28 protein-coding genes are annotated in these 24,532 nt (G+C 64.2%); 11 read left to right on the top strand and 17 right to left on the bottom strand.

Annotation, left to right across the window (positions count from 1 at the left end):
• The first annotated feature begins 10 nt into the window (after positions 1 to 10).
• Positions 11 to 379: a VOC family protein gene (locus tag AB5Y47_RS03525; RefSeq protein WP_043156525.1), complete on the top strand. Its 369-nt coding sequence runs from the start codon at positions 11 to 13 to the stop codon at positions 377 to 379.
• Positions 380 to 403: 24 nt separating this feature from the next.
• Here the strand turns inward: AB5Y47_RS03525 and AB5Y47_RS03520 are convergent, their stop codons facing one another.
• From AB5Y47_RS03520 to gdhA, 3 genes are all read right to left on the bottom strand, one after another.
• Positions 404 to 607, bottom strand: a complete 204-nt coding sequence (locus tag AB5Y47_RS03520; protein ID WP_043156523.1) for a DUF3955 domain-containing protein — start codon at positions 605 to 607, stop codon at positions 404 to 406.
• 133 nt (positions 608 to 740) lie between these two features.
• Positions 741 to 1,148 (bottom strand): hypothetical protein, encoded by a 408-nt coding sequence (locus tag AB5Y47_RS03515; RefSeq protein ID WP_225315808.1) that lies wholly within the window; start codon positions 1,146 to 1,148, stop codon positions 741 to 743.
• 274 nt (positions 1,149 to 1,422) lie between these two features.
• Positions 1,423 to 2,766, bottom strand: coding sequence for an NADP-specific glutamate dehydrogenase (gene gdhA / locus AB5Y47_RS03510; protein WP_043156589.1), 1,344 nt, complete (start codon positions 2,764 to 2,766; stop codon positions 1,423 to 1,425).
• Between the two features lie 571 nt (positions 2,767 to 3,337).
• Here gdhA and rluF point away from each other — a divergent pair.
• Positions 3,338 to 4,351 carry a 23S rRNA pseudouridine(2604) synthase RluF gene (gene rluF, locus AB5Y47_RS03505; protein ID WP_111896514.1) on the top strand — a complete coding sequence of 338 codons (1,014 nt, stop codon included), beginning with the start codon at positions 3,338 to 3,340 and terminating at the stop codon, positions 4,349 to 4,351.
• Positions 4,352 to 4,438: 87 nt separating this feature from the next.
• Here rluF and AB5Y47_RS03500 read toward each other — a convergent pair whose 3' ends face one another.
• From AB5Y47_RS03500 to AB5Y47_RS03490, 3 genes are all read right to left on the bottom strand, one after another.
• Positions 4,439 to 4,645 (bottom strand): hypothetical protein, encoded by a 207-nt coding sequence (locus AB5Y47_RS03500; protein WP_368219839.1) that lies wholly within the window; start codon positions 4,643 to 4,645, stop codon positions 4,439 to 4,441.
• On the bottom strand, positions 4,590 to 5,672 hold the full coding sequence (locus tag AB5Y47_RS03495; RefSeq protein ID WP_368219837.1) for a CynX/NimT family MFS transporter: 1,083 nt from the start codon (positions 5,670 to 5,672) through the stop codon (positions 4,590 to 4,592). The genes AB5Y47_RS03500 and AB5Y47_RS03495 overlap by 56 nt, the downstream gene beginning before the upstream one ends.
• Positions 5,665 to 6,174, bottom strand: coding sequence for a nucleoside deaminase (locus AB5Y47_RS03490; protein WP_171865588.1), 510 nt, complete (start codon positions 6,172 to 6,174; stop codon positions 5,665 to 5,667). Before AB5Y47_RS03490 ends, AB5Y47_RS03495 begins: the two co-directional genes overlap by 8 nt.
• 116 nt (positions 6,175 to 6,290) lie before the next feature.
• Between AB5Y47_RS03490 and AB5Y47_RS03485 the strand changes: the two genes are divergently transcribed.
• Positions 6,291 to 7,133, top strand: a complete 843-nt coding sequence (locus tag AB5Y47_RS03485; RefSeq protein ID WP_124245432.1) for a LysR family transcriptional regulator — start codon at positions 6,291 to 6,293, stop codon at positions 7,131 to 7,133.
• Between the two features lie 16 nt (positions 7,134 to 7,149).
• Here AB5Y47_RS03485 and AB5Y47_RS03480 read toward each other — a convergent pair whose 3' ends face one another.
• From AB5Y47_RS03480 to AB5Y47_RS03470, 3 genes are all read right to left on the bottom strand, one after another.
• Positions 7,150 to 7,617: a GyrI-like domain-containing protein gene (locus AB5Y47_RS03480; protein WP_368219836.1), complete on the bottom strand. Its 468-nt coding sequence runs from the start codon at positions 7,615 to 7,617 to the stop codon at positions 7,150 to 7,152.
• Between the two features lie 20 nt (positions 7,618 to 7,637).
• Positions 7,638 to 7,793, bottom strand: a complete 156-nt coding sequence (rsmS, locus tag AB5Y47_RS03475) for a pleiotropic regulatory protein RsmS (protein ID WP_010674200.1) — start codon at positions 7,791 to 7,793, stop codon at positions 7,638 to 7,640.
• A gap of 84 nt (positions 7,794 to 7,877) precedes the next feature.
• The gene (locus AB5Y47_RS03470; RefSeq protein WP_010674201.1) at positions 7,878 to 8,345 is read right to left on the bottom strand and encodes an acyl-CoA thioesterase; all 468 of its coding nucleotides are present in this window, start codon (positions 8,343 to 8,345) and stop codon (positions 7,878 to 7,880) included.
• A 173-nt stretch (positions 8,346 to 8,518) separates the two neighbouring features.
• Here AB5Y47_RS03470 and AB5Y47_RS03465 point away from each other — a divergent pair, with 173 nt between their 5' ends.
• Together AB5Y47_RS03465 and AB5Y47_RS03460 are read left to right on the top strand one after the other, a co-directional pair.
• The gene (locus AB5Y47_RS03465) at positions 8,519 to 9,169 is read left to right on the top strand and encodes a tellurite resistance TerB family protein (RefSeq protein ID WP_323908724.1); all 651 of its coding nucleotides are present in this window, start codon (positions 8,519 to 8,521) and stop codon (positions 9,167 to 9,169) included.
• 154 nt (positions 9,170 to 9,323) lie between these two features.
• Positions 9,324 to 9,782 carry a GNAT family N-acetyltransferase gene (locus AB5Y47_RS03460; RefSeq protein ID WP_323908723.1) on the top strand — a complete coding sequence of 153 codons (459 nt, stop codon included), beginning with the start codon at positions 9,324 to 9,326 and terminating at the stop codon, positions 9,780 to 9,782.
• A gap of 26 nt (positions 9,783 to 9,808) precedes the next feature.
• Here AB5Y47_RS03460 and AB5Y47_RS03455 read toward each other — a convergent pair whose 3' ends face one another.
• Positions 9,809 to 11,257 carry a PLP-dependent aminotransferase family protein gene (locus tag AB5Y47_RS03455; protein ID WP_268451969.1) on the bottom strand — a complete coding sequence of 483 codons (1,449 nt, stop codon included), beginning with the start codon at positions 11,255 to 11,257 and terminating at the stop codon, positions 9,809 to 9,811.
• A gap of 120 nt (positions 11,258 to 11,377) precedes the next feature.
• On the opposite strand from AB5Y47_RS03455, the gene AB5Y47_RS03450 reads away from it, so the two are divergent.
• The 3 genes from AB5Y47_RS03450 to AB5Y47_RS03440 are packed head-to-tail and all read left to right on the top strand — an operon-like array spanning position 11,378 to position 14,218.
• A complete protein-coding gene (locus AB5Y47_RS03450; RefSeq protein ID WP_368219833.1) occupies positions 11,378 to 12,949 on the top strand; it encodes a cytochrome ubiquinol oxidase subunit I in 1,572 nt (523 codons plus the stop codon).
• Positions 12,949 to 14,076: a cytochrome d ubiquinol oxidase subunit II gene (cydB, locus tag AB5Y47_RS03445; protein ID WP_368219832.1), complete on the top strand. Its 1,128-nt coding sequence runs from the start codon at positions 12,949 to 12,951 to the stop codon at positions 14,074 to 14,076. Before AB5Y47_RS03450 ends, cydB begins: the two co-directional genes overlap by 1 nt.
• 28 nt (positions 14,077 to 14,104) lie before the next feature.
• Positions 14,105 to 14,218, top strand: coding sequence for a CydX/CbdX family cytochrome bd oxidase small subunit (locus AB5Y47_RS03440; RefSeq protein WP_010674207.1), 114 nt, complete (start codon positions 14,105 to 14,107; stop codon positions 14,216 to 14,218).
• Positions 14,219 to 14,282: 64 nt separating this feature from the next.
• Here the strand turns inward: AB5Y47_RS03440 and AB5Y47_RS03435 are convergent, their stop codons facing one another.
• From AB5Y47_RS03435 to AB5Y47_RS03415, 5 genes are all read right to left on the bottom strand, one after another.
• Positions 14,283 to 15,452, bottom strand: a complete 1,170-nt coding sequence (locus AB5Y47_RS03435; RefSeq protein ID WP_139737150.1) for an MFS transporter — start codon at positions 15,450 to 15,452, stop codon at positions 14,283 to 14,285.
• A gap of 394 nt (positions 15,453 to 15,846) precedes the next feature.
• Complete coding sequence (gene dkgB / locus AB5Y47_RS03430; protein WP_268451978.1) at positions 15,847 to 16,650, bottom strand: 2,5-didehydrogluconate reductase DkgB; 804 nt, start codon at positions 16,648 to 16,650, stop codon at positions 15,847 to 15,849.
• Positions 16,651 to 16,740: 90 nt separating this feature from the next.
• Positions 16,741 to 17,031: a putative quinol monooxygenase gene (locus AB5Y47_RS03425; protein WP_342040813.1), complete on the bottom strand. Its 291-nt coding sequence runs from the start codon at positions 17,029 to 17,031 to the stop codon at positions 16,741 to 16,743.
• 153 nt (positions 17,032 to 17,184) lie between these two features.
• On the bottom strand, positions 17,185 to 17,550 hold the full coding sequence (locus AB5Y47_RS03420) for a VOC family protein (RefSeq protein ID WP_151028589.1): 366 nt from the start codon (positions 17,548 to 17,550) through the stop codon (positions 17,185 to 17,187).
• Positions 17,551 to 17,576: 26 nt separating this feature from the next.
• On the bottom strand, positions 17,577 to 17,963 hold the full coding sequence (locus AB5Y47_RS03415) for a DUF6404 family protein (RefSeq protein ID WP_010674227.1): 387 nt from the start codon (positions 17,961 to 17,963) through the stop codon (positions 17,577 to 17,579).
• 168 nt (positions 17,964 to 18,131) lie between these two features.
• On the opposite strand from AB5Y47_RS03415, the gene AB5Y47_RS03410 reads away from it, so the two are divergent.
• On the top strand, positions 18,132 to 19,034 hold the full coding sequence (locus tag AB5Y47_RS03410) for a LysR family transcriptional regulator (RefSeq protein ID WP_041212776.1): 903 nt from the start codon (positions 18,132 to 18,134) through the stop codon (positions 19,032 to 19,034).
• Between the two features lie 195 nt (positions 19,035 to 19,229).
• Here the strand turns inward: AB5Y47_RS03410 and glpK are convergent, their stop codons facing one another.
• Positions 19,230 to 20,732 carry a glycerol kinase GlpK gene (gene glpK, locus AB5Y47_RS03405; RefSeq protein ID WP_010674229.1) on the bottom strand — a complete coding sequence of 501 codons (1,503 nt, stop codon included), beginning with the start codon at positions 20,730 to 20,732 and terminating at the stop codon, positions 19,230 to 19,232.
• 54 nt (positions 20,733 to 20,786) lie between these two features.
• Positions 20,787 to 21,635, bottom strand: a complete 849-nt coding sequence (locus tag AB5Y47_RS03400; protein WP_042880435.1) for an MIP/aquaporin family protein — start codon at positions 21,633 to 21,635, stop codon at positions 20,787 to 20,789.
• A 489-nt stretch (positions 21,636 to 22,124) separates the two neighbouring features.
• Here AB5Y47_RS03400 and glpT point away from each other — a divergent pair, with 489 nt between their 5' ends.
• Together glpT and AB5Y47_RS03390 are read left to right on the top strand one after the other, a co-directional pair.
• Positions 22,125 to 23,480 (top strand): glycerol-3-phosphate transporter, encoded by a 1,356-nt coding sequence (glpT, locus tag AB5Y47_RS03395; RefSeq protein ID WP_041212777.1) that lies wholly within the window; start codon positions 22,125 to 22,127, stop codon positions 23,478 to 23,480.
• Between the two features lie 101 nt (positions 23,481 to 23,581).
• The gene (locus tag AB5Y47_RS03390; protein ID WP_010674233.1) at positions 23,582 to 24,340 is read left to right on the top strand and encodes a DeoR/GlpR family transcriptional regulator; all 759 of its coding nucleotides are present in this window, start codon (positions 23,582 to 23,584) and stop codon (positions 24,338 to 24,340) included.
• Positions 24,341 to 24,532: the final 192 nt, after the last annotated feature.

The raw sequence follows: 24,532 nt of genomic DNA, 5'->3' as shown, positions 1-24,532 counted from the left end.
AGAGGTAACCATGATCAGCCATATCGACCATCTGGTATTGACGGTCAGTGACATTGAGCGGGCGGTGGCGTTTTACAGCGGCGCCTTCAAGATGGAGCCCATTACCTTCGGAGCGGGGCGCCGGGCGCTGAGCTTTGGCAACCAGAAGATCAATTTGCAGTTGCTGGGGGAGGAGGCGCGCAACCGGGCGCAGGTGGGGTCGGGGGATCTCTGCCTCATCACCCGCTGGCCCCTGGATCAGGTGATGGCCCAGCTGGCGAGCCAGGGGGTCGAGATAGTGGAGGGGCCTGTGATGAAAAGCGGTGCCTGTGGCCCCATCGAGTCGGTCTATTGTCTGGACCCGGATCGGAACCTCATCGAGATCAGCCGTTATTGCTGAGCTCCTGGCACCTTGCGGTTTGTGTCATTGTTCCCTGGTGCGCCCCTTGCGCAGCAGAGGGATCACGGTGAGCACCATGCCGGTGAAGAGCAGCAGATAGCCCAGGGGCAGCAGGGCAAAGGGCTCGTGCAGGAAGCCCTGGGCATCGAGGGTGGAGCCCAGCAGGTTGAATGCCACAAAACAGCCGAGCCCGGCCAGGATCAGCAGGGCACCTATTTTCATCGTCATCTTGTTATCCTCGTCAGCGAGATGGAACGGATGGGAGATTTTCATGCCTGGGTGAAGAGAGTGTGAAGTCGCGCTAGGCACCAAACACAACGGCAGCCCAAGGGCTGCCGTATTATTGGTATGTTCGCTTCAATTACTTCAGTGATTCACCACTTTTTAAGTTGAGTGGAACAACAGCGGAGACATTATTTGAGTCGTCATACGACACCTCATAGGCGACCATAGTACCATCGGCAGCAGCCTCAACGGGCGTACCTACGACTTCCCAAATACCAAGGGTCATTACATCCATTGCGGCATGACCTGCCGCTCTGCCGACCTTGGCGCCTCCAGAATACCCTTGCTTAAAACGCCATATGTCCCATTTTTTCCCATCATGCTCAGTCTGTGCTTGTGGATACCCAAGCTCACCTAACAGGGTGCTTCTGGGTGTGCCCATCTGTAACAAGGAGAGATCTTTTTTATCTGGTTGTTGTGTAGCCATGTAAACCGAACATCCTGAAAGCGTTGTCGCCAGCACCGCAACTGTTAAAAACTTCATAGTTATTATCATCTGTAAAATAAGATTGGAGCATGAAATATAGTCAAGACCCAGTGCCATTTTTTGATATTGGTCACATTAAGTGGTGGTTGATTGAATTTTTACTCATTTAATCTTTGTTTTTAATCTTTTCGAATAGATGTACGAAATTCATTTACATCAAGCCGAGAGTAACCCCATTCGTCCATCGTTCTTGTATCGACGGCACGCACAAAACACAACGGCAGCCCGAGGGCTGCCGTTGTGTTGAGGGGGAAGCCCCGGGCCAAGGCGCTCAGCAGACCCCTTGCGCCAGCATGGCGTCGGCCACCTTGACGAAGCCTGCAATATTGGCGCCGCTCTCGTAGTTCACATGGTCAGCATCCTGACCGTAGCGCACACAGGTGGCGTGGATGCTGGTCATGATCCCCTTGAGGCGGGCGTCCACCTCCTCCCGGGTCCAGGAGAGGCGCTGGGCATTCTGGCTCATCTCGAGGCCCGAGGTGGCAACCCCGCCGGCGTTGGCGGCCTTGCCTGGGGCAAACAGCACCCGGGCCTCGTGGAAGAGGCGGATGGCGGCGGCGCTGGAGGGCATGTTGGCCCCCTCCGCTACCAGCTGCACGCCGCTCGCGATAAGCTGCACCGCATCTTCGGCATCCAGCTCGTTCTGGGTGGCGCAGGGGAGGGCGACGTCGGTCGCCAGGTGCCAGGGGGTGCGGCCGCTGAAGAACTCGAGCCCGAGCTCATGGGCGTAATCGGCGACCCGCTTGCGCTGCTCGTTTTTAAGCGCCATCAGGCGGGCCAGTTTCTCGGGGGTGAAGCCGTCCGGATCATAGACGGTGCCGCCGGAGTCGGAGGCGGTGATGACCCGGGCGCCGAGGGCCATCGCCTTCTCGATGGCGTACTGGGCCACGTTGCCCGAGCCCGACACCGAGACCCGCAGGCCATCGAGGGACTGGCCGCGATGGGCCAGCATGGCGTCGACAAAGTAGAGCAGGCCGTAGCCGGTGGCTTCCGGACGAATGAGGCTGCCGCCAAAGGAGAGTCCCTTGCCGGTGAAGACGCACTCGGCGCTGTTGGTGAGCTTCTTCATCATGCCCGCCATGTAGCTCACCTCGCGCCCGCCCACCCCGATGTCGCCCGCCGGCACGTCGGTGTTGGCCCCCAGGTGGCGATAGAGCTCCAGCATCAGGGCCTGGCAGAAGCGCATCACTTCTCCTTCGCTCTTGCCCTTGGGATCGAAATCGCTGCCCCCCTTGCCGCCGCCCATGGGCAGGGTGGTGAGGGCGTTCTTGAAGGTCTGCTCGAAGGCGAGGAATTTCAGCACCGAGAGATCCACCGAGGGGTGGAAGCGCATGCCGCCCTTGAAGGGGCCGATGGCGGAGCTGTGCTGCACCCGGTAGCCGCGGTTCACCTGCACCCGACCCTGGTCATCCACCCAGCTCACCCGAAACTGCACCAGGCGCTCGGGTTCCACCAATCGCTCCAGCAGGCCGTGTTGCAGGTAGCGGGGGTGGCGCTCCACATAGGGCCAGATGGAGGCGATCACCTCGCTCACGGCCTGGATGAACTCGGGCTGGTGAGGGTTGCGGCTGGCGACCTGGGCCAGGAAGGCCTCCTGGGAGAGGGAATGACTCATCTTTAACTCCTGTCGTGAATGATGAAAGTGGCGTCCTGCCAGAGAGGGGATCATGCCCGTCTTCAGGGTTCGCGGGGCTCAAGGGGCCCGTTGTTGCGCCCCGATGGGGGTGTCATTTCCCGTCGTCGGCGGGTCAGAGCAGATAATTCGCGATGACCAAAATCTTTTTATGCATTTTTGCTGGATAAATATCAAGCGTTAGATCATCTGGCTATCTGCCGAAGGCCGCACCCTATCTTCGGCGGCGGGGGCCCGGCCCATGAAGTGAGCACCATGAAGTGAAAAGTGGCGGGGAGTGCGCGGTGCAGCCCAATCAGGGCCGCGGCGTCACCGCACACTGGATAATGGGGGGCCTGCTGCTGCATCAGGGGCAGCCCCCCCTGTGAGCCAGCAGCCAGGGTGCGACGGGGCCGGGCGCGGGCCCGTGCAATGTGCTACTGTAGCGGCGTTTTTTGCCGAACATGCAGGGCGCAGGCCCTTATTTCATGGAGTTGTATGCAGACGAACCCGACCACAGCGCGGCTGATCCAGCCAGCCATTCTCAAGGCCCATCCGACCGGGGAGGTGACCCATGCTGGCCGATGAATCCATGCGCCTGAACAAATACATCAGCGAGAGCGGCATCTGCTCCCGTCGTGAGGCCGATCGTTTCATCGAGCAGGGCAACGTCTTCATCAACGGCAAGCGGGCCGGGGTGGGGGATCAGGTGTTTGCCGGGGATCTGGTCAAGGTCAACGGCCAGGTGATCGAGCCGCGCGAAGCCGACAGCCTGGTCTTCATCGCCCTCAACAAGCCAGTGGGCATCGTCAGCACCACGGAGGCGGGGGAGAAGGACAACATCGTCGACTTCGTCAACCACAGCACTCGCATCTTCCCCATCGGTCGCCTCGACAAGGACTCCCAGGGGCTCATCTTCCTCACCAACCACGGGGATCTGGTGAACAAGATCCTGCGGGCGGGCAACGATCACGAGAAAGAGTACCTGGTGACCGTGGACAAGCCGGTGACCGACGAGTTCGTCCGCGGCATGGCGGCCGGGGTGCCCATCCTCGGCGCCGTCACCAAGAAGTGCAAGGTGAAGCGAGAGGCGCCCTTCGTGTTTCGCATCACCCTGGTGCAGGGGCTCAACCGCCAGATCCGCCGCATGTGCGAGCACTTCGGCTTCGAGGTGACCAAGCTCGAGCGCATCCGCATCATGAACGTCAGCCTCAAGGGGCTGCCGGTGGGGGAGTGGCGCGATCTCACCGACGACGAGCTGATCGAGCTGTTCAAGCTCATTGAGGACTCCTCCTCCGAGGCGAAACCGGCCAAGGGGGCTCAGGTTGCCAAGCCCAAGGCGGCTGCGGCCGGCACCCCGGCCCAGGGCAAGAAGCCGCGGCGCAGCGACGATCACGAGATTGGCGGGCGCCCCAATGTGCCGGGTCCCGAGGCCTTCGAGAAGAAGAGCCCCGCAGGCAAGGGCGGGGCGGGCAAAGGGGCTGCCAGCAAAGGGGGGGCAGGTAAAAGCGCGCCCGGCAAGGGGGGCAAACCCGCCCCGGGCAAACCGCGGCCAGGGCAGGGCGGGCGCCAGAAGAAGGGGCGCTGAGCGCCAGGCCTTCCCGCACCCAGAAAGCACAACACCGGCCAAGGCCGGTGTTGTGCTTTCTGGCCCCCAAGGCCGGTGCTCGCCGGATCAGGCAGGCTTGTGGCCTGCCGTCTGCACAGCCATGGCCTGCTCCGGGGGCAGGCCCATGGCCCCTGGGTAGTGGCGCGGGTTGAGACGCACCACCAGCAGGCTCATCAGGACCAGGGCGCCGAGCTGCCACTGCCAGGCGGCGGCGAAGTCACCGCTTGCATGGTGCAGGCGGGCCGCCACCCAGGGGCCGGTAGCCGCCACCATGAAGCCGACCCCCTGCATCAGGGCGCAGAGGGCGCCCGCCCGGCGTGGGTCGGGCAGGTGATCCAGCGCAATCACCATGATGAGGGAGAAGCTCCCCCCAAGCCCGGCGCCGCACAGCAAACACCAGAGCAGGGGGGCGGTCTGGGGAGCGAGCCAGAGGCCGCCAAAGCCCGCCAGCTGCATGGCGATGGCCAGCGCCATCCAGGGGCGGCGGTCCAGCCGACCGGCTGCCAGCAGGGGCAGGCCAAGGCCGCTCGCGGTCTGGGCCAGGGCGAGCCAGGCCACCAGCTCGCCCCCTTGCTGGGCGCTCCAGCCCGCCGCCATGTAGGCTGGGGCCAGCCAGGCCACGACGATGCCGTAGCCGCTGTTGATGATGCCAAAACAGGCGATGAGCAGCCAGGTGCGGGGCAGGGGGAGCAGCCGCTGCTCCCCGGTGGGGGCGGGCGTGCTGGCCGGNGGCGGGCAGGGGCACCCGCCAGGCCAGCCAGCCGAGGGCCAGCAGCACCGGCAGGCCCCAGAGCGCCAGCGCCCGAGACCAGTCCAGATACTCGGCAAGGCGCGGGGTGAGCACGGCCCCGAGCGCCCCGCCCCCCATCATGCAGGCGGAGAAGATCCCCATCACCAGGGGCACCTTTTGGGCGAACCCCTCCTTGATGAGGCCGGGCAGCACCCCCTGCACCAGGGCTGAGCCCAGCCCGCACAGGGCGGCGCTGGCGATGAGCAGGGCGCCGCTCGCCAGATCGACGCGCAGGGCGCTGCCAAGGGCGAGCAGCAGCAGGGCCGCCCCGAGCAGGGGGCGCGGGCCCGTGCGACCCAGGAGCGCCGGGGTGAGCAGCACGCCGACCCCGATAAGCCAGAGGGGCAGCAGGGTGACCCAGGCCAGGGTATCCACCCCGAGGGCCAGCCTCGCGTCGATGCGAGGGGCCAGGGGGCCGATGGCGGTGAGGAAGGGGCGCAGGTTGAGGGCGATGAGGATCACCAGCACCAGCAAGGCGCCGCTGCCCGGGGGGAGGAGGCGCTTATGCATGGGGCAGGGGACCGTAGAGGGTTTCGGCCGCGATGGGGCTCGCCAGCTTGATGAGGGGCAGGGGCGGCGGGCACAGGGGCAGTCGCAGGGCCGCGTAGGCCGCGCGGCTGTCATAGCCGAAGGAGGCGGCATCGTCGTTGTCAAAGGCGTAGTAGACCGCCTGGATGCCGTTCATCACCAGGGCCGACAGGCACATGGGGCAGGGGTGCCCGCTGGCATAGACGATGGCCCCGGCCAGCGGCCCCTGGCGACTCCCTTCCCGCAGCGCTTCCAGCTCCGCGTGACGGGTGGGGTCCCCCGCCTCCAGCATGCGGTTGACGGCGCTCGCCACCAGCCGGTTCTCCCTCACCAGCAGGGCGGCGAAGGGGCGCCCCCCTTGCTGGCGATGGGTCAGGGCCAGGTGCAGGGCCTGCTCCAGCCACTCCTGATGGCTGGGGGCCGAGGCGGCGGTGAGGGAGTTGAGGAGGCGGGCACCGGACTGGGAAGGGGGTGGCATGGTCATATCCTGGCAAAGAAGGGGGAGGACAGCAGCCTAGAGGGTCGCCGCATCATTTGGAAATTAAATGATAAAATGACTTCCAGTGGTTTTATAAATGGAGATTGCCCATGGAGCGCCCCCTGCTGGACCCCCAATTGCTGCAGAGCTTCGTCGCCATCGTCGAAACCGGCAGCTTTACCCGCGCTGCCGAGCGTATCCACCTCACCCAGTCCACCCTGAGCCAGCAGATGCGCCGCCTGGAGCAGCAGCTGGGTTGCACCCTGCTCGACCGATCCGGCCGCCAGGTGGTGACCACGGCCCAGGGGGAGACCCTGCTCGGGCTGGCGCGCCGCATCCTGGGGCTGCTGGCCCGGGCGGGGGAGCGGGTGAGCGAGGCGAGCCATCCCCTGCGCCTCGGGGTGCCGGAGGATTTTGCCGCGGGGGCCATGACCCCGGTGCTGGCCGCCTTCGCCCGCACGCACCCTCAGGTGCGGCTGGAGGTACAAAGCGATCTCAGCCATGCCCTGTGGCAGGCATTCGAAGGGGGAGAGCTGGATCTGGCCCTCATCAAGCAGGGGCGCGGCCAGGGGGAGCCCATCGCCCGCTGGCGCGAGCCCCTGGCCTGGGTTGACAGCCGGGAGTGGCCCGCCGCCGGGCGCGACCCCCTGCCTCTGGTGGTGTTTCCAAGTGAGGGGCTCTACCGGCGCCAGATGACCGACGCCCTGGATGCCGAGGGGATCCCCTGGCGCATCGCCTACGTGAGCGGCAGTCTCGCCAGCCTGCAAGGGGCGGTGAGCGCGGGGATCGGGGTCAGCCTGCTGCCGGCGCGCCTGCTGCAACCGGATCAGGTGGTGCTGGCCCACTGGCCTGCGGTGCGCTCGGTGGAGCTGGCTCTGCACCAGGGGCCGGGCACGAGCGAGCCCCTCGCCCGGCTGGGGGAGGCGCTGATCGCGCTCTGTGACGAGGTGATGGGGCCGAGGTAGCCCGGGCGGCCAGGGGTCAGGCCAGGGCCTGTTTGGGTACCATGGCGAGCCAGATTTCCACTTCGCCGCTGCCGGTGGCGGCGTCAAAGCGGGCGCCGTAGCGCTCGAAATCCGGCTGCTGGGCAGATTGATAGTCCGATTGCGCGAGCCAAGCCAGGGCCTGGCGCCAGGTGTGCGGCAGGGTCGCGACATGCCCCTGATGCAAGAAGATGGCGTAGGTCTGGGGGGCGATGCGCATGCGGCCAAGCCCGGGAGGCAGCACCTCCAGGGCGGCGACCTCCACCCCGCAGAGGTATTCGCAGTGGGTGTCGGTGGCGGCGCAGATGACGCCATAGGCGTGCTCCCCGAGCTGCCCCGGCAGGGGAAGCAGGGCGCTGAGGTCGCGCCACTGGCCGGCGAAGTCCCCCTGCTCGAAGGGGTGGTGACGGCGCAGCCCCCCGAGGAGCATGGCGCGGCCTTGTTCGATGCGAATGGGGGCTGACATGGTGCCTCCTGCGGGGGCGCTCAGGCCTCCCGACCTTCCTCGAGCTTGCGCTCATAATCCCGGCGAACGATGGCGAGTGCCGCCAGGGCCAGCGCGGGGGCGATGTGGTTGGTTTCCAGCAGTTCAATCAGATCCACCGCGAGCTGGACCTCGGGGGGGGCATTTTCCAGGGACATCTTGGGTTCTCAAAAGCAAGGGGGGTCGCCATTATAGCGCCCGGCGGCGCGAAGACACGCCCCGGCTGCCCGGGGCGGGACGGGTCACATGTGCTGGCGCATCTCCTTGTCCAGCTCCTCGCGCAGGGCCATCAGCTTTTTGGCGTACTGCTGCAACTGCAGATCGCTCTCGCTCACCGGCTGCCACTGGGGCACCGGGGTGGGTTTGCCATGCTCGTCCATGGCCACGAAGATGATGATGCAGTGGGTGGTCTTGCGCCGCTCCGGGTCGGTGGGGTGGCGGCTGTAGACATCCACCGCCAGGTGCATGCTGGTGGTACCGGTGTGGATCACCTTGGCGTGCACCTCCACCAGTTGGCCTATCTGGATGGGGCGCAAGAAGCGGATGCCCCCCACATAGACGGTGACGGCATAGCCGCCACACCAACCGGCGGCGCAGGCGTAGCCGGCCTGGTCAATCCACTTCATCACCATGCCGCCATGGACTTTGCCGCCAAAGTTGACGTCGGCGGGTTCGGCGAGAAATTGCAGGGTCAGTTCACGGGCGCTCATGGTACTTCCTTATGTCGAGGCAAGGGGGGACTCCTTGGCTGTCCCCCGGGGACAATAGCAGCGGGCGGGGCCGACACTGATCCAACCAGCGCCTCCTCTTGTCTGCGCCGTCATTCACCTTGAGTTCAGCGCAGGCGGCCCAGCATGACTCATCACGCGAGCGAGGAGGCCCCATGAAACAGATGCTGGAGCAATTGATGGGAGCTGGCAAGGGCTGGCTCAACGACGGTGGTGACACGCGCAAGGCCCAGATGAAGGGCATGGCGCAGGGGGGATTGGCCGCCGGGGCCATGGCGCTGCTGCTTGGCAACAAGAAGATGCGCAAATATGGCACCAAGGTGGCGGCGGTGGGGGGGGCGGCAGCCCTCGGGGGGCTGGCCTACAAACTCTATCAGGACTGGCAGACCCAGCAGTCCACCCCGGCCCAGCCGACCCAGCCCCTCGACACCCTGGAGGGCAAGGCCCTGGATGCCCGCGCCAACCTGCTGGTGCGTGCCATGGTGGCGGCGGCCCGGGCCGACGGCCACATCGATGCCGCCGAGCGCCAGAAGATCCAGGAGTACCTGACCGAACAGGGGGAGCGGGATGCGGCCCGCTGGATTGACGCCGAGCTCTCCCGCCCCCTCGACCCCCATGTCCTGGCGCGAGAAGTGACCGACATGGAGCTGGCGACCGAGGTCTACCTCGCCTCCCTGCTCACCATTGAGGTGGATCACTTCATGGAGCGCGGCTATCTGGACGAGCTGGCGCGCGCCTTGAAGCTGGATGACAACCTCAAGGGAAGCATAGAGCGCCAGGTGGCCCAGCTGGGGGCGTCGGGCTGAGCCCGGGAGTCAGCGGATGCACAAGGCCCCGTCATGGGGCCTTGTCGTTGCCGGGGGCTGTTGATTGCCGTGACGAGCCGATAAGATGCGGGTTCCAAAGGGTGACCGCCAAGCCTCTTTCCTCGCTGGCGACCCTCACTGCAAGGAGCATCAGGTGGACATTCGCAAGGCAACTGAACAGGATATCGACGCCATTCTGGCCCTGAACCGGCAGATAGGTCAGCTCCACTTCGAGCAGGTGCCCGAGGTGTTCTGCCCCCCGTCCCCGGAGGACAGGGCCTTCTTGCTCGGCGCCATTGCCGACGAGGCACGTCTTTTCTGCGTGGCGGTGGTGGCGGGGGAGGTGGCGGGTTTTCTCACCGCCCGCATCGACCTCAACGAGAGCGTCCCCTTTCTCAGCAAGCTGCCCGTCTGCCGCATCACGACCGTGGTGGTGGATGAGGGGCTCCGCTCCCGGGGTATCGGCCGGGCGCTGATCGCCTACGGGGACCAGTGGGGCAAGGCGCGGGGCGCAAGCCAGTTGCGCCTGGAGGTGATGGCTTTCAACGAGCGGGCCAGGGCCCTCTACGAGCAACTGGGCTTCAAGGCCCAGTCACAGACCATGGCCAGATAAGGCGCACTCGCTTGCAAAAGGGCCCGTTACGGGCCCTTGTCGTATGAGGCGTCAGGGGGGCTCTGCCAGGTTTCCCGTTGCCGGGCGATGAGGCCCGCAAGCCGGTTGAGCGCCGCGTCCAGTTGCGGGCTCCAGGGATGGGAGCTGTTGAGGCGCAGGCAGTGGTTGTGCTGGCCCTGGCTGGAGAAGAGGGCCCCGGGGGCGATGGAGACCCCCTGTTCGATGGCGCTGGCATAGAGCGCCCGGCCATCGAGGCGGGCGTCAAATTCGAGCCAGAGAAAGTAGCCCCCGTCGGGGGAGGAGATACGCGCCTCGGGGAAGAGGCGCATCAGGGCTGCCCGCATCTGCTGCTGGCGCTGGGCCAGGGTGTGGCGCAGGCGGCGAAAGTGGGCGTCCACCCCGCCCTGGCGCAACATGTCGGCCAGCGCCAGCTGACTGGGCACATTGGTCGACAGGGTCGACATCAGTTGCAGCCGCTGGATGCGCTCGGCGTGGCGCTTGGCCACCACCCAGCCGACCCGAAAGCCCGGCGCCAGGCACTTGGTCCAGGAGCCGCACAGCAGGCTCTCTCCCCGCGCATCCCAATGGGTGATGGGCCTTGGCCGCTCGCGCCCGACATAGAGCTCCGCGTAGACGTCATCCTCCACCAGGGGGACCCGGTGGCGGTTGAGCAGCCCCATCAGCGCCTGCTTGTGCTCATCCGGCATGGTGTGGCCGAGGGGGTGCTGCACATTGCCCATCAGCCAGCACGCCTTGACGGGGCGCTGGGCGAGGGCCTCCTCCAGCAGGGCGAGATCGATGCCCACCCCGGGGATCACCGGGATCTCAACCACCTTGAGCTTGAGCCGCTCGATGGCCTGCAGGGCGCCGTAGAAGGTGGGGGACTCCACCACCACCCAGTCGCCGGGCTCGGTCAGCACCTGAAGACTGAGGGAGAGCGCCTCCATGGCCCCCGTGGTGATGATGATCTGCTGGGGATCCACCGCCATCCCCTCGCTGGCGTAGCGCCGGGCGATGGCGCGGCGCAGTGCCTCGTTGCCGGGGGGCAGATCTGCCACCGTGCTGAAGGGATCGAGGCGGCGCATGCAACTGCCGAGGGCCCGACCGAGCTGGGGGTGGGGGAAGAGGGTCGGGTCCGCCACCGCCATGCCAAGGGGCACCAGCTCCCGTGACTTGCTCGCCTGCAGCACCTCGAACACCAGATCGTTGATGTCCACCGAGCCGCTGTAGCGGGCCTGCTGGGGCTGACTCTCCCGCCGGGCCGTGCTCGCGGCCTTGACGTAGTAGCCGGACTGGGGCCGCGCCAGGATGAGGCCCCGGCTTTCGAGCAACTGATAGGCCTGGAGCACCGTCATGGGGCTGAGGCCATGGGTCTTGCAGCTCTGGCGGATGGAGGGGATGCGCTCCCCCGGCTGCCAGAGGCCGCTCGTGATCTGCTGTTGCAGCTGGTCTGCCAACTGGCCGTAGCGGGACATGGTGGGCCCAAACTGTTATAGGTATTTTTCACTATAACTGCATCTGTTATAGGTGTCATGGACCATGGTGTACTTGGCGGGCGAAAACCTGTCCGTTAAATGCAACATAGAGAGTCATGCATGATAAGCCTGGATGATGTGGTCAGCCTCTCCCGAATACAGTTCGGGGCGACGGCGATGTTCCACTTTCTGTTTGTGCCCCTCACCCTGGGGCTGTCCTGGATCCTGGTGATCGCCGAGTCAGCCTACGTGATGACCGGCAAGGTGATTTACAAGGACATCACCCGCTTCTGGGGCAAGCTGTTTGGCATCAACTTCGTGATGGGGGTGACCACCGGGATCACCCTGGAGTTCCAGTTCGGGACCAACTGGGCCTATTACTCCCACTATGTCGGCGATATCTTCGGCACGCCGCTGGCGGTGGAGGGGCTGATGGCCTTCTTCCTCGAGTCCACATTGGTGGGCCTCTTCTTCTTCGGCTGGGACAAGCTCTCCCGCGGTCAGCACCTGCTGGTGACCATGTTGGTGGCGCTCGGCTCCAACCTCTCCGCCCTCTGGATCCTCATCGCCAACGGCTGGATGCAAAACCCGGTCGGCGCCGAGTTCAATCCCATGACCATGCGCATGGAGCTGGTGGACGTGGCCGCGGTCATCTTCAACCCGGTGGCACAGGTCAAGTTCGTCCACACGGTGGCGGCGGGCTATGTGGCGGCCTCCCTGTTCGTGATGGGGGTGAGCAGCTGGTATCTGCTGCGCGGCATGGAGGTGCGCTTCGCCCTGCGATCCTTTGCCATCGCCTCGGGTTTTGGCCTCGCGGCCATCCTTTCTGTCATCGTGCTCGGGGACGAGTCGGGCTATCGCTCGGGGGAGGTGCAGAAGGTCAAGCTCGCCGCCATCGAGGCGGAGTGGGAGACGGAGTCCGCCCCGGCTTCCTTCACCCTGTTCGGCCTGCCGGATCAGCGTGCCGAGACCACCCACGCGGCCATCAAGATCCCCTATCTGATGGGCATCATCGCCACCCGCTCCCTGGATGAGCAGGTGACGGGCCTCAAAGATCTGAAAGCGCAGCACGAGGCGCGCATTCGCAGCGGCATGCTGGCCCACGAGGCGCTCGAAGCGATGCGGGCAGATGGCAGCAACCAGGCGGCGCGAGCCACCTTCGAGCGCCACCGCAGCGATCTGGGCTACGGCCTCTTGCTCACCCCCTATGCCAAGGAGATTGGCAAGGCGGACGAGGGGGCCATCGCCAAGGCGGTGGAGGACTCCATCCCCCAGGTGGCGCCGCTGTTCTGGAGCTTTCGCCTGATGGTGGGCATCGGCGTGGCGCTGCTGGCGCTCTTTGCCGTCGCCTTCCTGCAGCTGTGCCGGGGCAGGCTGGTGCAATCCCCGCGGCTGCTCAGGGCCCTGCTCTGGTCTATTCCTCTGCCCTGGATTGCCATCGAGGCGGGCTGGTTCGTGGCGGAGTTCGGTCGCCAGCCCTGGACCATCAGCGACGTGCTGCCGGTGTCGGCCTCCGTCTCCCTGCTGCAACCGGGGCAGCTCTGGTTCAGCCTCATCGCCATCTTCCTCATCTACAGCAGCCTGCTGGTGGTGGAGTTGTTCTTGTTGCGTCATGTGATCCGCAAAGGGCCTGCCAGCCTGCAGACGGGTCGTTATCAAGGTGAAGTGTTGCAAAACGGGAGTCCTGCCTGATGGATTACGAAACCCTGAAAGTGATCTGGTGGGGGCTGGTGCTCTTCCTGCTGGTCGGCTTCGTGGTGATGGATGGCTTCGATCTAGGGGTCGGCATGCTGTTGCCCGTGGTCGGCAAGACGGATGACGAGCGGCGGGTGCTGCTCAACAGCGTGGGGCCGGTGTGGGAGGGCAACCAGGTGTGGCTCATCGCCGGTGCCGGCACCCTGTTTGCCGCCTGGCCCCTGGTCTATGCCGCCGCCTTCTCGGCGCTTTACGTGCCCTTCATGTTCCTGCTGTTCGGCCTCTTTTTGCGCCCGGTGGGCTTTGACTATCGCAGCAAGCTGCCGGACCCGGTCTGGCGCCGCTGGTGGGACCGCGCCCTGGTGGTGGGCGGCCTGCTGCCGACCCTGGTGTTTGGTGCCACCCTTGGCCTCGTGCTGCAAGGGCTGCCGTTTCGCTTCGATGCGGCCCTTCGCATCCACTATGGCGCCTTTGCGTTCCACTGGCCGCTGCTGTTGACCGCCATGGGGACGGCGCTGGCGCTGCTCTTGCTGCACGGTGCCAGCTTCCTGCAGTGCAAGACCCAGGGGGCCATAGCGGCGCGCAGCGCCCGCCTCGCCCTCTGGCTCGGCCCCCTGGCGAGCGCCCTCTTTGCCCTTGGCGGCGTCTGGCTTGGGGAGATGGCGGGGTATCGCATCACGGCCATCGGCGATCTCAACGGCGCCCTCACTCCGCTGATGAAAGAGGTGGTGGCGGTGCCGGCGGGCTGGTTTGGCAACTTTGTCGCCCATCCGGTGCTCTGGGCCGTGCCTGTGCTCGGGCTCCTGCTGCCCCTGGTGTGCGCGCTGGCAAGCCGCCTCGGCAAGTCCGGGCTGGCGCTCGTTGCCAGCGGCGGTGCCTGCGCCGCCATGATGCTGACCGTGGCCATCGCGCTCTTCCCCTTCGTGCTGCCCTCGTCCCTGGATCCGGCCAGCAGCCTGACCCTGTGGGACAGCACCTCCAGCGAGCGCACCCTGCTTATCATGCTGGGGATTGTCGGGGTACTGATGCCGGTCAACATCGGCTACACCCTCTGGGTATACCGGGTGGTGCGCGGCAGGGTCAGCGCCGAGCAGGTGCGCCAGCACGGCCACAGCCTCTACTAATCCGCTTCAACACAAGGATCAACGCGATATGTGGTATTTCACCTGGTTGCTGGGGCTGGGGTTCGCCTTGCTCTGCGGGCTGGTCAACCTGCTCTGGCTGGAGGCGCGCTGGGCTGCCGATGAGGATCTCAAGGAGCCCTGAGCCTCGCATCTTGCCCATGAAAAAAAGGCCGACACAGGGTGTCGGCCTTTTGCTTGCCCGGGGGTCAGGCAAGGGCGGCGCGGCGCTCGCCCGCTTCGCTGACATGGGTGAGGCCGTAGGCCAGCAGCACGATGAGGGCGCCAATCCAGGGGGTGTGCATCAGGCCGAGGTGCTCCACCACGAAACCGCCGACCACGGAGCCCAGCGCAATGCCGACGTTGAAGGCGGCGATGTTGAGACCGGAGGCCACATCCACGGCATTGGGGGTGTGGCGCTCGGCCTGTTTCACCACCAGTACCTGAAGACCCGGTACGTTGCCAAAGGCGAAGGCGCCCCACACCAGCACGGTCAGTACCGCCAGCACCGGGTGCGGTGCGGTGAAGGTGAGCACCAGCAGCACTAGGGCGAGACCTGCAAACAGCAGCTTCAGCGCAGGCAATGGGCCCATCCGGTCGGCGAGCTTGCCGCCCCAGATATTGCCGACGGCGACCGATACCCCGTACACCAGCAGAATGAGGCTCACCGCGCCGGCGCTAAAGCCGCTCACCTGTTGCAGGATGGGGGCGAGGAAGGTAAACGCCGTGAAGGCACCGCCGTAACCGAGCGCCGTCTTGGCGTAGACCAGCAGCAAGGGCTTCCTGGTGAGCACGGCGAGCTGCTCGCGAACGCTGGAGGCGGCCCCCTTCGGCAGGTTCCCCGGTACCAGCAGCATGCTGCCCACCATGGCGACGAGGCCGAGCAGGCTCACCACCAGGAAGGTTTCGCGCCAGCCAAAGACCTGACCAATCCAGGTGCCAAGTGGGACGCCGGTCACCAGGGCGACCGTGAGGCCGCTGAACATGATGGCGATGGCGCTGGCCGCCTTCTCTTTGGCCACGAGACCCGTGGCGATGGTGCTGCCTACCGAGAAGAAGACCCCGTGGGCCAGCCCGGTGAGGATGCGGGCCACAATCAGGCTCTCGTACCCGGGGGCCTGCCAGGCCAGCAGGTTGCCGACAGTGAAGAGGGCCATCAGTCCCACCAGCAACCACTTGCGCGGCAGCTTGCCGGTGAGCGCCGTGAGCACGGGGGCGCCGATGGCCACCCCAAGGGCATAGAGGCTGACCAGGAGGCCTGCCGAGGGGAGCGAGACATTGAGCTGCTCGGCGATGGTGGGGATGAGCCCCACGATCACGAATTCGGTGGTGCCTATGGCAAAGGCACTTAAGGTGAGGGCAAATAACGCCAGTGGCATAACAACTCCTTGGATTGGGACTCCCGACGGGAGAATGGCGCCAGTATGCCGAGGGTGTTTGTTGGTAAAAATGACGGTAACGTCAAATTACTTTTGCCAAATCAGCAGCAATGGGGCCGTGAAAGTGGGAGTGGCTGAGGTTGCAGAGACAAGAGTGGGCCGTACAGCGCGAGTTGAATGCAGAGGCAAAGCGTACAGACCGAACTGGGAATAAAGAGGGAAGGGCAGCGGAAGGATGCAGGGGAGGGGGCCAGCGGCGCGGGTGGCAGTGACGCGCGGTATTGGGGACAAAAAAAGCGGGAGGCATTGTGCCTCCCGCTGGTGCTGAAGAATGTCATTGAGCCTTATTTGCTCCCTTCTCCCCTGGCGGGAGAAGGGCTGGGGATGAGGGGGATCAATCCCAATCCGGCGCAAAGTCCGGGTTGGCGCAGCGCTCACCCCGATCCAGGGTGGCAATGGCGGCCATCTCGTCGCTGCTGAGCCGTACCTTCAGCGCGGCCAGGTTGGCGGCCAGATTCTCCCGTTTGGTAGAGCTCGGGATCACCGTCATGCCCTGGGCCAGCAGCCAGGCCAGCGACACCTGGGCCGCCGAGACGCCGTGGCGCTGGCCGATCTCCATCAAGAGCGGCTCGGCGAGCACCTTGCCATAGGCGAGCGGCATGTAGGCGGTGATGGCGATACCGTGGGCCTGGCAGAATTCGACCACCTTGCGGTTTTGCAGCAGGGGGTGGATCTCCACCTGCTGGTGGGCGATGGCGCCCGGCCCCAAAATCTCGATGGCTTCTTTAAGCTGGGCCACGGTGAAGTTGGAGACCCCGATCTCCCGGGTCAGGCCCCGGGCTTTGGCCTCGGCGAGCTGCTCCAGATAGACCGCCATCGGCACCTCATCCTGGGGGGAGGGCCAGTGAATGAGCGCCAGATCCAGATAGTTGGTGCCGAGTTTTTCCAGGCTCACTTCCAGGCTCGGGATCACCTTGCCCGGACCGAACTCGCTGGTCCACACCTTGGTGGTCAGGTAAATATCCTGGCGGGGCACGCCACTCTCGCTCATCAACTGGCCGACTTCGGCCTCGTTGTCATAGATCTGGGCGGTATCGATATGGCGGTAGCCAAGTTCCAGCCCCTGGAGCAGGGAGTCGCGAAGGGGCTGATCTTTCAGGCGGAAGGTTCCAAGACCCAGGTTGGGCATCTTCATCATCAAATTCCTCAAGTTATTGTTTCTACGCTCAATGCTTTGTCTGTTTGCCGGGCCTGCGATGCAGATCCGGCGGGGAGGGCGCCGGCAGCCTCAGACCCTGTGATAGCGGCGCACCAGGCTGCTGGCAAACCACTCCTGGGTGTCGGCCACGAAGGCGAGAAAATGGGGCTGCTGCTGGTGGGCGCTGAGGGCTGCTTCACTCTCCCACTCCTCGTACAGCATCCAGCTGTGGGGGCTCTCCAGGCTCTGGTGCAACTGGTAGCGAAGGCACCCCGGCTCTTGCAGGGTAGCGGCGATCAGTGGCTCGAGGGCAGCGCGAAACTGGGCGGTGAATTCGGGTTTGGCGTCAAGCTGGGCAATCACAATCAGGGGGGATGGCATCTGAACCTCCTCGTTAAGACGGGAGTCAGTATGCCCGCCCCAGACTGGGGGATACAGGGCAGCAGTTGCAAAACACTATTGAGGTGAGTGCAGCAATGTGGCCTCCCCATGGCTGGTCGTGGTGCAGGTGGGCCAGGGGAGGGCGGAGTATTATCAGGCGCTGGCCTGTTCGGACCAGACCGCAAATTCATTGCCGCTGGGCTCGACAAAGTGAAAGCGGCGGCCACCGGGAAAATCGAACAGGGGGCGCACTATGGTGCCCCCTGCACCGGCTACCTTGCTCTGGGTCGCCTCGATATCGGCGCTGTAGAACACCAGGAGCGCCCCGCCCTGAGCACTCTGGCTGCACAGTTCGGTGCGGTAGAAGCCGCCATCCAGCCCTTCCCCTTCGAAGGCGCAATAATCGGGGCCGTAGTCGGCAAACTGCCAGCCAAAGGCGGCGGTGAAGAAGGCTTTGGTGGCGGCAAGATCCCTGGCCGCAAATTCCACATAGTTCAGTTTTTCATGGGCCCTGGTCATAAGGGTTTCCTTGTCGATATCGGTGGTTATTTCGGTTGCCAGCGCTTTTGCGTGGGGCTCGTGGAGTGCGGCAAGGCGTCCCAGGGGGTCAGCTTGAGCTGCTTGCGCCTAAACCAGAACCAGGTCCCCATCAGCAGACCGAGCCCGATGCCAAACAGCAGGCTCTGGCGCAGGGCAAACCCCGGGCTCACCTCATCCTGCCAGCCGAGGCACCACATCAACACCCCCCAGATAGCGCCGATGGGGAGTCCCAGGGCAAGAACGTTGATCAGAAAGCGTTCGTAGTGGGGCGGCCTGATGGTGAACCCCGCCTTTCGCAGCAGCCAGATGATCGGCGGGTTGTAGTTGAGCGTTTGCACGCCCTTCTCGGCCAGCTCTCGATGGGCGGCGGCCAGCCTGTTGTCGAATGTCATGGATCGTCCCTGTCATAGTGTGGCGCCATACGGTGCCGGTTGGCGGCATTGTACTGGCAAGGGTGCAGATAAAACAGGTGGTGCGTCACGATACGAAGCGACGCCTGTCTTGCCAACTCCCGGCCATTGCACCTATAAAGACCCATTACTCTTGCCAGGATGACAACAATGAAGACCCATTCCGATGAATTGACCCTGTTTGTGGCGGTGGTGGAGGCGGGCAGCTTTCGCCAGGCGGCGGAGAATCTCGGCATGGATAATTCCGTGGTGAGCCGCGGCATCAAGCGTCTCGAAGAGAAGCTCGCCACCGTGCTCCTCAACCGCACCACCCGCCGGGTCAGCCTGACCGAGGAGGGGAGCTGGTTCTATCAGCGGGCGGTGAAGATCCTGACCGAGATGAGCGAGGCGGAAGGGTTGCTGCTGATGCGCCGGGAGCAGCCGGAGGGCATATTGCGGGTGGACGCCGCCACCCCCTTCATCCTGCATAGATTGGTGCCCATCATCGGTGAGTTTCGCCGCCGCTACCCCGCCATCGAGCTGCAACTGCACAGCTCCGAGGGCTTCATCAACCTGATGGAGCGGCGGGTGGACATGGCCATTCGCATCGGCGAGCTGACGGACTCCTCCCTGCGGGCCCTGCCGCTGGGCCGCTCCAGGCTGCGGCTGCTGGCCTCCCCCGACTATCTGAAGGCACGCGGTACCCCGCGCCAGCCGGCTGACTTGCTGGCTGGCCACGAGCTGCTCGGTTTTTTGCACCCCGATCACCTCAATCATTGGCCCCTATTGAGCGAGGAGCAGGGGGACAGGTTCGCCATCACCCCGACCCTGCGGGCCAGCAGCGGGGAAACCTTGCGTCAGCTGGCGCTGGCGGGGCAGGGGATCGTCTGCCTGTCGGACTTCATGACGGGGGATGACAGGGCGAGCGGCGCCCTGGTGGAGGTGCTGGCCCGCAGCAACAGCGGTGCCTCGCGCCCCATCCATGCGGTCTTCTACTCCGATGCCCAGCGGGACATCCGGCTGCGGGTCTGGCTCGATTTCCTGAAAGAGCAGCTCGGCGCTGAAGCGTTGTAGAGGGTATGCCGACAGTTCCAACCCCCACCCGGCCTCCCCCTCCATGAGGGGGAGGGGGCATTTTCTCCCACCCCTTGGCAAGGGAAGGGTTGGGGTAGGGGGCGGTCAGAACAGTCGTGCTCGCCAATAAAAAGAGGCCGACATCGCTGTCGGCCTCTTTGCTTTTTTCATCTCAAGGACGCGTCGGTTACCCCATCACTCCTCTTCGGCCCAGCGGCGTGAGCGTTCCACCGCCTTCTTCCAGCCGCTGTAGCGCTTGGCGCGATCGTCGCGGTCCATCTGCGGGATGAACTCGCGGTCCACGCTGAACTTGTCTTCCAGCTCTTCGGAGCTCTTCCAGAAGCCCACGGCGAGGCCGGCCAGGAAGGCTGCGCCCATGGCGGTGGTCTCGATGCGGGTCGGACGCACCACAGGGGTGTGCATCATGTCAGCCTGGAACTGCATCAGGAAGTCGTTGGCCACGGCGCCGCCATCCACCTTCAGGGCTGCCAGCTTGATGCCGGAGTCCTGCTGCATGGCATCCAGCACGTCGCGGCTCTGGTAGGCGATGGATTCGAGCGCCGCACGGATGATGTGGTTGCGGTTGGCGCCACGGGTCAGGCCGACCATGGTGCCGCGAGCATACGGATCCCAGTAGGGGGCGCCCAGGCCCACGAAGGCCGGCACCAGGTAGACGCCGTTGGTGTCGCCCACCTTGCTCGCGAAGTAGTCGGTATCGCGGGCGTCGTGGATGATCTTGAGCTCATCGCGCAGCCACTGGATGGTGGCGCCGCCCATAAATACCGCACCCTCGAGGGCATAATTCACTTCCCCTTTCGGGCCGATGGCGACCGTGGTCAGCAGGCCGTTGCTGGAGCGAACCGGCTCGGTGCCGGTGTTCATCAGCATGAAGCAGCCGGTACCGTAGGTGTTCTTGGCCATCCCTTTTTCGAAGCAGAGCTGGCCGAACAGGGCGGACTGCTGGTCACCGGCGATACCGGCGATGGGGATGCGGGCGCCGCCGCCACGGGTGGTGTAGCCATAGACCTCGGAGGAGGGTTTGACTTGCGGCAGCATGGAGGCGGGGATGCCCAGCTCGTCCAGCATGCGCTCATCCCACTTCAGGTCGCGGATGTTGTAGAGCATGGTGCGCGAGGCGTTGGTCGGGTCGGTGACGTGCACCTCGCCGTTGGTCATCTTCCACACCAGCCAGGTGTCGATGGTGCCGAACAGCAGCTCGCCGTTCATTGCCTTCTCGCGGGCCCCTTCCACGTTGTCCAGGATCCACTTCACCTTGGTACCGGAGAAGTAGGCATCCAGCACCAGGCCGGTGTTTTCGCGAACGTACTCTTCAAGGCCCCGGGCCTTGAGCTCTTCGCAGATGGCCGCGGTGCGGCGGCACTGCCAGACGATGGCGTTGTAGATGGGTTTGCCGGTGGCCTTTTCCCATACCACTGTGGTTTCACGCTGGTTGGTGATGCCGATGGCGGCGATCTGCTCGCTGTGCAGGCCGCTCTTGGCCAGCACTTCGGTGAAGACGGAGGACTGGGTCGCCCAGATCTCCATGGGGTCGTGCTCGACCCAGCCCGCTTTCGGGTAGTGCTGGGTGAATTCGCGCTGGGAGGTCGCGACGATGTTGGCGTCCTGATCGAAGACAATGGCACGGGAGGAGGTGGTGCCCTGGTCCAGCGCAACGACAAATTTCTTTTCAGCAGACATGATGTTCTCCACGTTTTTATTTTCCACGTTGTTACACGTTGGGGAGGGCCGCTCTCAGGCGGCGGCCTCTTCTTTGTTAGACAGCTTGGAGGCTTCTTCGGTGGCGACGCGGTTGCCCGGGACGCAGGGAGCCAGCACTTTCACATAGAGGGCGGTACCGATCTGGGCGCCGACGATGGGGCCAAGGATGGGGACCCAGAAGTAGGGGTTGTCACGACCACCGGTCAGGGCCACGTCACCCCAGCCAGCCACGAAGGCGAACAGTTTGGGGCCAAAATCACGGGCCGGGTTCATGGCAAAGCCGGTCAAGGGGCCGAGGGAGGCGCCGATCACCGCGATCAGGATGCCGATGAGCAGGGCGGCGGCGAAGCCTTTGGGGGCGCCGTTGTTGTTGTCACCCAGTGCCATGATGCCCAGCATCAGGACGGCGGTGATCACCATCTCGACCGCGAAAGCCTGCATGTTGGAGAGCAGGGCATTGGGGTAGGTGGAGAAGATGCCTGCGGTGCCGAGGCTCTCGACGCTGCCGCGCACCACGTTGTGGGTCAGCTCCCACTGGGTGAACAGGTTGCTGTAGAGGGCGTAGACCAGGGCGGCGGAGGCGAATGCCCCGGCTATCTGGGCGATGATGAAGGGCACCACCTTGCGCTTGTCAAAGCCGCAGAAGGTCATCAGCGCCAGGGTCACGGCAGGGTTGAGGTGGGCACCGGAGATGCCACCGGTGACATAGATGGCGATGGCGACACCCAGGCCCCAGGTAATGGAGATTTCCCATTGCCCGAAGTTGGCGCCAGCCAGCACCAGGGCAGCCACGCAGCCGACGCCGAAGAAGATCAGCAGGCCGGTGCCGATAAACTCGGCGAGGCACTCGCCAAGCAGGGTATTGGGTCTTTGTATGCTCATAGTTGTTATTCCTTATATCCACCCACAGTAGGTTTGATGTTCCGTTTTGTTATCTTTCATTCCCATTCATTGCGCCCGAAAACGTTTCTTCTTGTTTTTTGAGCTTGCGCAAACGTTATGCTCGTTTGCGCTCGTTCTTGGACGAGAGAGAAAATAAACCTTCTGCGTCAATTCACCATACCCCTGCCACCGGAAATGTGGGCAAGATCCCATTCATTGCTAAGAAAATGTGACGAAAAGCAACAGTTGTCGGCCATATTACTCCTTAGTGAGTAGCCAAAAGCCACGCCATGCGTGGGCTGACCCTGGATGCGCGTTCACTCACTGCGTCACAATTTTTGTAATAAAACTGCAATAATTTAGCGCTCATCACAGATTAAATGTTCACAAATGAGCACAATAGGCTCGCTTGCGAATCAAGACGCGTCTGATCGCGGCATGAGCGGGGCGTCCTCAACCGCCCAGAACAACAATAAAAGGAAGCAGAACATGCTTAGTCTCTTCAGGCCTGCACCCCATATTGACCGGCTGCCGGCCGACAAGGTGGATCCCTTCTACAAACGCATGCGTTGGCAGGTGTTCTTCGGGATCTTCTTCGGGTATGCGGGTTACTACCTGGTACGGAAAAACTTCAGTCTGGCGATGCCCTACCTCATCGAGCAAGGCTTCTCCCGCGGGGATCTGGGTCTGGCCCTCTCCGGCGTCTCCATCGCCTACGGTCTCTCCAAATTCCTGATGGGGAACGTGTCGGACAGATCCAACGCGCGCTACTTCCTCTCCGCCGGTCTGCTGCTCTCGGCAGGCATCATGTTCATGATGGGGACCATGCATTGGGCTACCTCCAGCATTGGCATCATGTTCGTGCTCCTGTTCCTGAACGGCTGGGCACAGGGCATGGGCTGGCCCCCCTGCGGCCGTACCATGGTGCACTGGTGGTCGCAGAAGGAGCGGGGTGAGATCGTCTCGGTCTGGAACGTGGCCCACAACGTGGGCGGCGGCATGATTGGCCCCCTGTTCATCCTCGGCATGGGCTGGTTCAACGACTGGCGCAGCGCCTTCTATGTGCCTGCGGCGGCGGCGGCGGCCATCGCGGTGATCGCCTTCTTCGTGATGCGCGATACCCCGCAATCGGTCGGTCTTCCCCCCATTGAGGAGTACAAGAACGACTACCCGAAGGATTACAACGAAAGCCACGAGCAGGAGTTCTCCGCCAAGGAGATCTTCATGAAGTACGTGCTGCACAACAAGCTGCTCTGGTACATCGCCATCGCCAACGCCTTCGTCTACCTCATCCGTTACGGCGTGCTGGACTGGGCGCCCACCTATCTGAAAGAGGCCAAGGACTTCAGCGTGGATCACTCCTCCTGGGCCTACTTCCTCTATGAGTGGGCGGGGATCCCGGGCACCCTGCTGTGCGGCTGGATCTCCGACAAGATGTTCAAGGGCCGCCGCGCCCCGGCAGGCATCCTGTTCATGGTGCTGGTGACCCTTTCCGTGCTGGTCTACTGGTTCAACCCGGCGGGCAACCCGACCATCGACATGATGGCCCTGGTCGCCATCGGCTTCCTCATCTATGGCCCCGTCATGCTGATCGGCCTCTACGCCCTGGAGCTGGCGCCCAAGAAGGCGGCCGGTACCGCGGCGGGCTTCACCGGCCTGTTCGGTTATCTGGGTGGCGCGGTCGCGGCCAACGCCATGCTGGGCTATACCGTTGACCACTTCGGCTGGGACGGCGGCTTCATGGTGCTCACCGTCTCCTGCGTGCTCTCCATCATCCTGCTGGCCATGACCCTCAAGCACGAGAACGAGTCGATTGCCGCCAAGGCGGCTGCCCATAAGGCATAAAACGTGATCCTGCCCTTATCGATTGGAAAAGGGATCAGGTACACTGCCAAAGGCCCCGCACCTGCCGGGGCCTTTTTTCGTCTCATCTGCGGAGTGCAAGCGTGAAGCAAACCCAACGACATCTGGAGATCCTGGACGTCCTGACCCGGCAGGGTTTCGTCTCGACCGACGATCTGGTGACCCATTTTGACGTCAGCCCCCAGACCATTCGCCGGGATCTCAACGATCTCGCCGAACAGAACAAGATCCGGCGCCATCACGGCGGGGCCTCACTGCATTCGAGCACCGTCAACACCGCCTACAGCGCCCGCAAGGTGATGCAGCTCAAGGAGAAGGAGCGCATCGCCCGGGAAGTGGCCGCCAACATCCCCGACGGCTCGTCGCTCTTTATCGACATCGGCACCACCACCGAGGCCATCGCCCGTGCCCTGCTCGACCACCGGGAGCTGCGCGTGGTCACCAACAACCTGAACGTCGCCAGCATCCTGACCGCCAAGGATGACTTCACCGTCATCATCGCCGGCGGCGAAATTCGCAACCGGGATGGCGGCATTGTCGGGGAGGCGACCCGCGACTTCATCGGCCAGTTTCGCATGGACTACGGCGTCATCGGCATCTCGGGCATCGACAGCGACGGCTCCCTGCTCGATTTCGACTATCACGAGGTGAAGATCGCCCAGGCCATCATCGCCCACTCCCGCCAGGTGTTCCTGGCCGCCGACCACACCAAGTTTGGCCGCAACGCCATGGTCAACCTCGGCAACCTCAACCAGATCCACGCCCTGTTCACGGATCAGGAGCCGCCGGAGAAGCTGATGCGACTGATGTCCCAGCATCAGATCGCCTGCCATATCTGCTGAGCTTCCCCGCACAGGCATCAGGCCGCCTCGGGGCGGCCGCTTTTTTTCCTGCCCCCTCCCGGCCTGCGGCGTCTCCCTTGCGGCGCCTAAGAGGCCAGTTCCTGGCGCTGACACTCCTTCTTTGACCCCCTGATGTTGCCCCCGCACTCGGGCGCCAGGTTTGCACCGACGCTAGGCGCCTGTGAGGGATTC

Origin of the sequence: Aeromonas sp. R7-2 (genome assembly GCF_040908105.1) — a bacterium.
Classification (GTDB): Bacteria; Pseudomonadota; Gammaproteobacteria; order Enterobacterales; family Aeromonadaceae; genus Aeromonas; species Aeromonas caviae.
The sequence above is the reverse complement of the archived record's forward strand: the minus strand, read 5'-3'. Positions and strand labels throughout refer to the sequence as shown.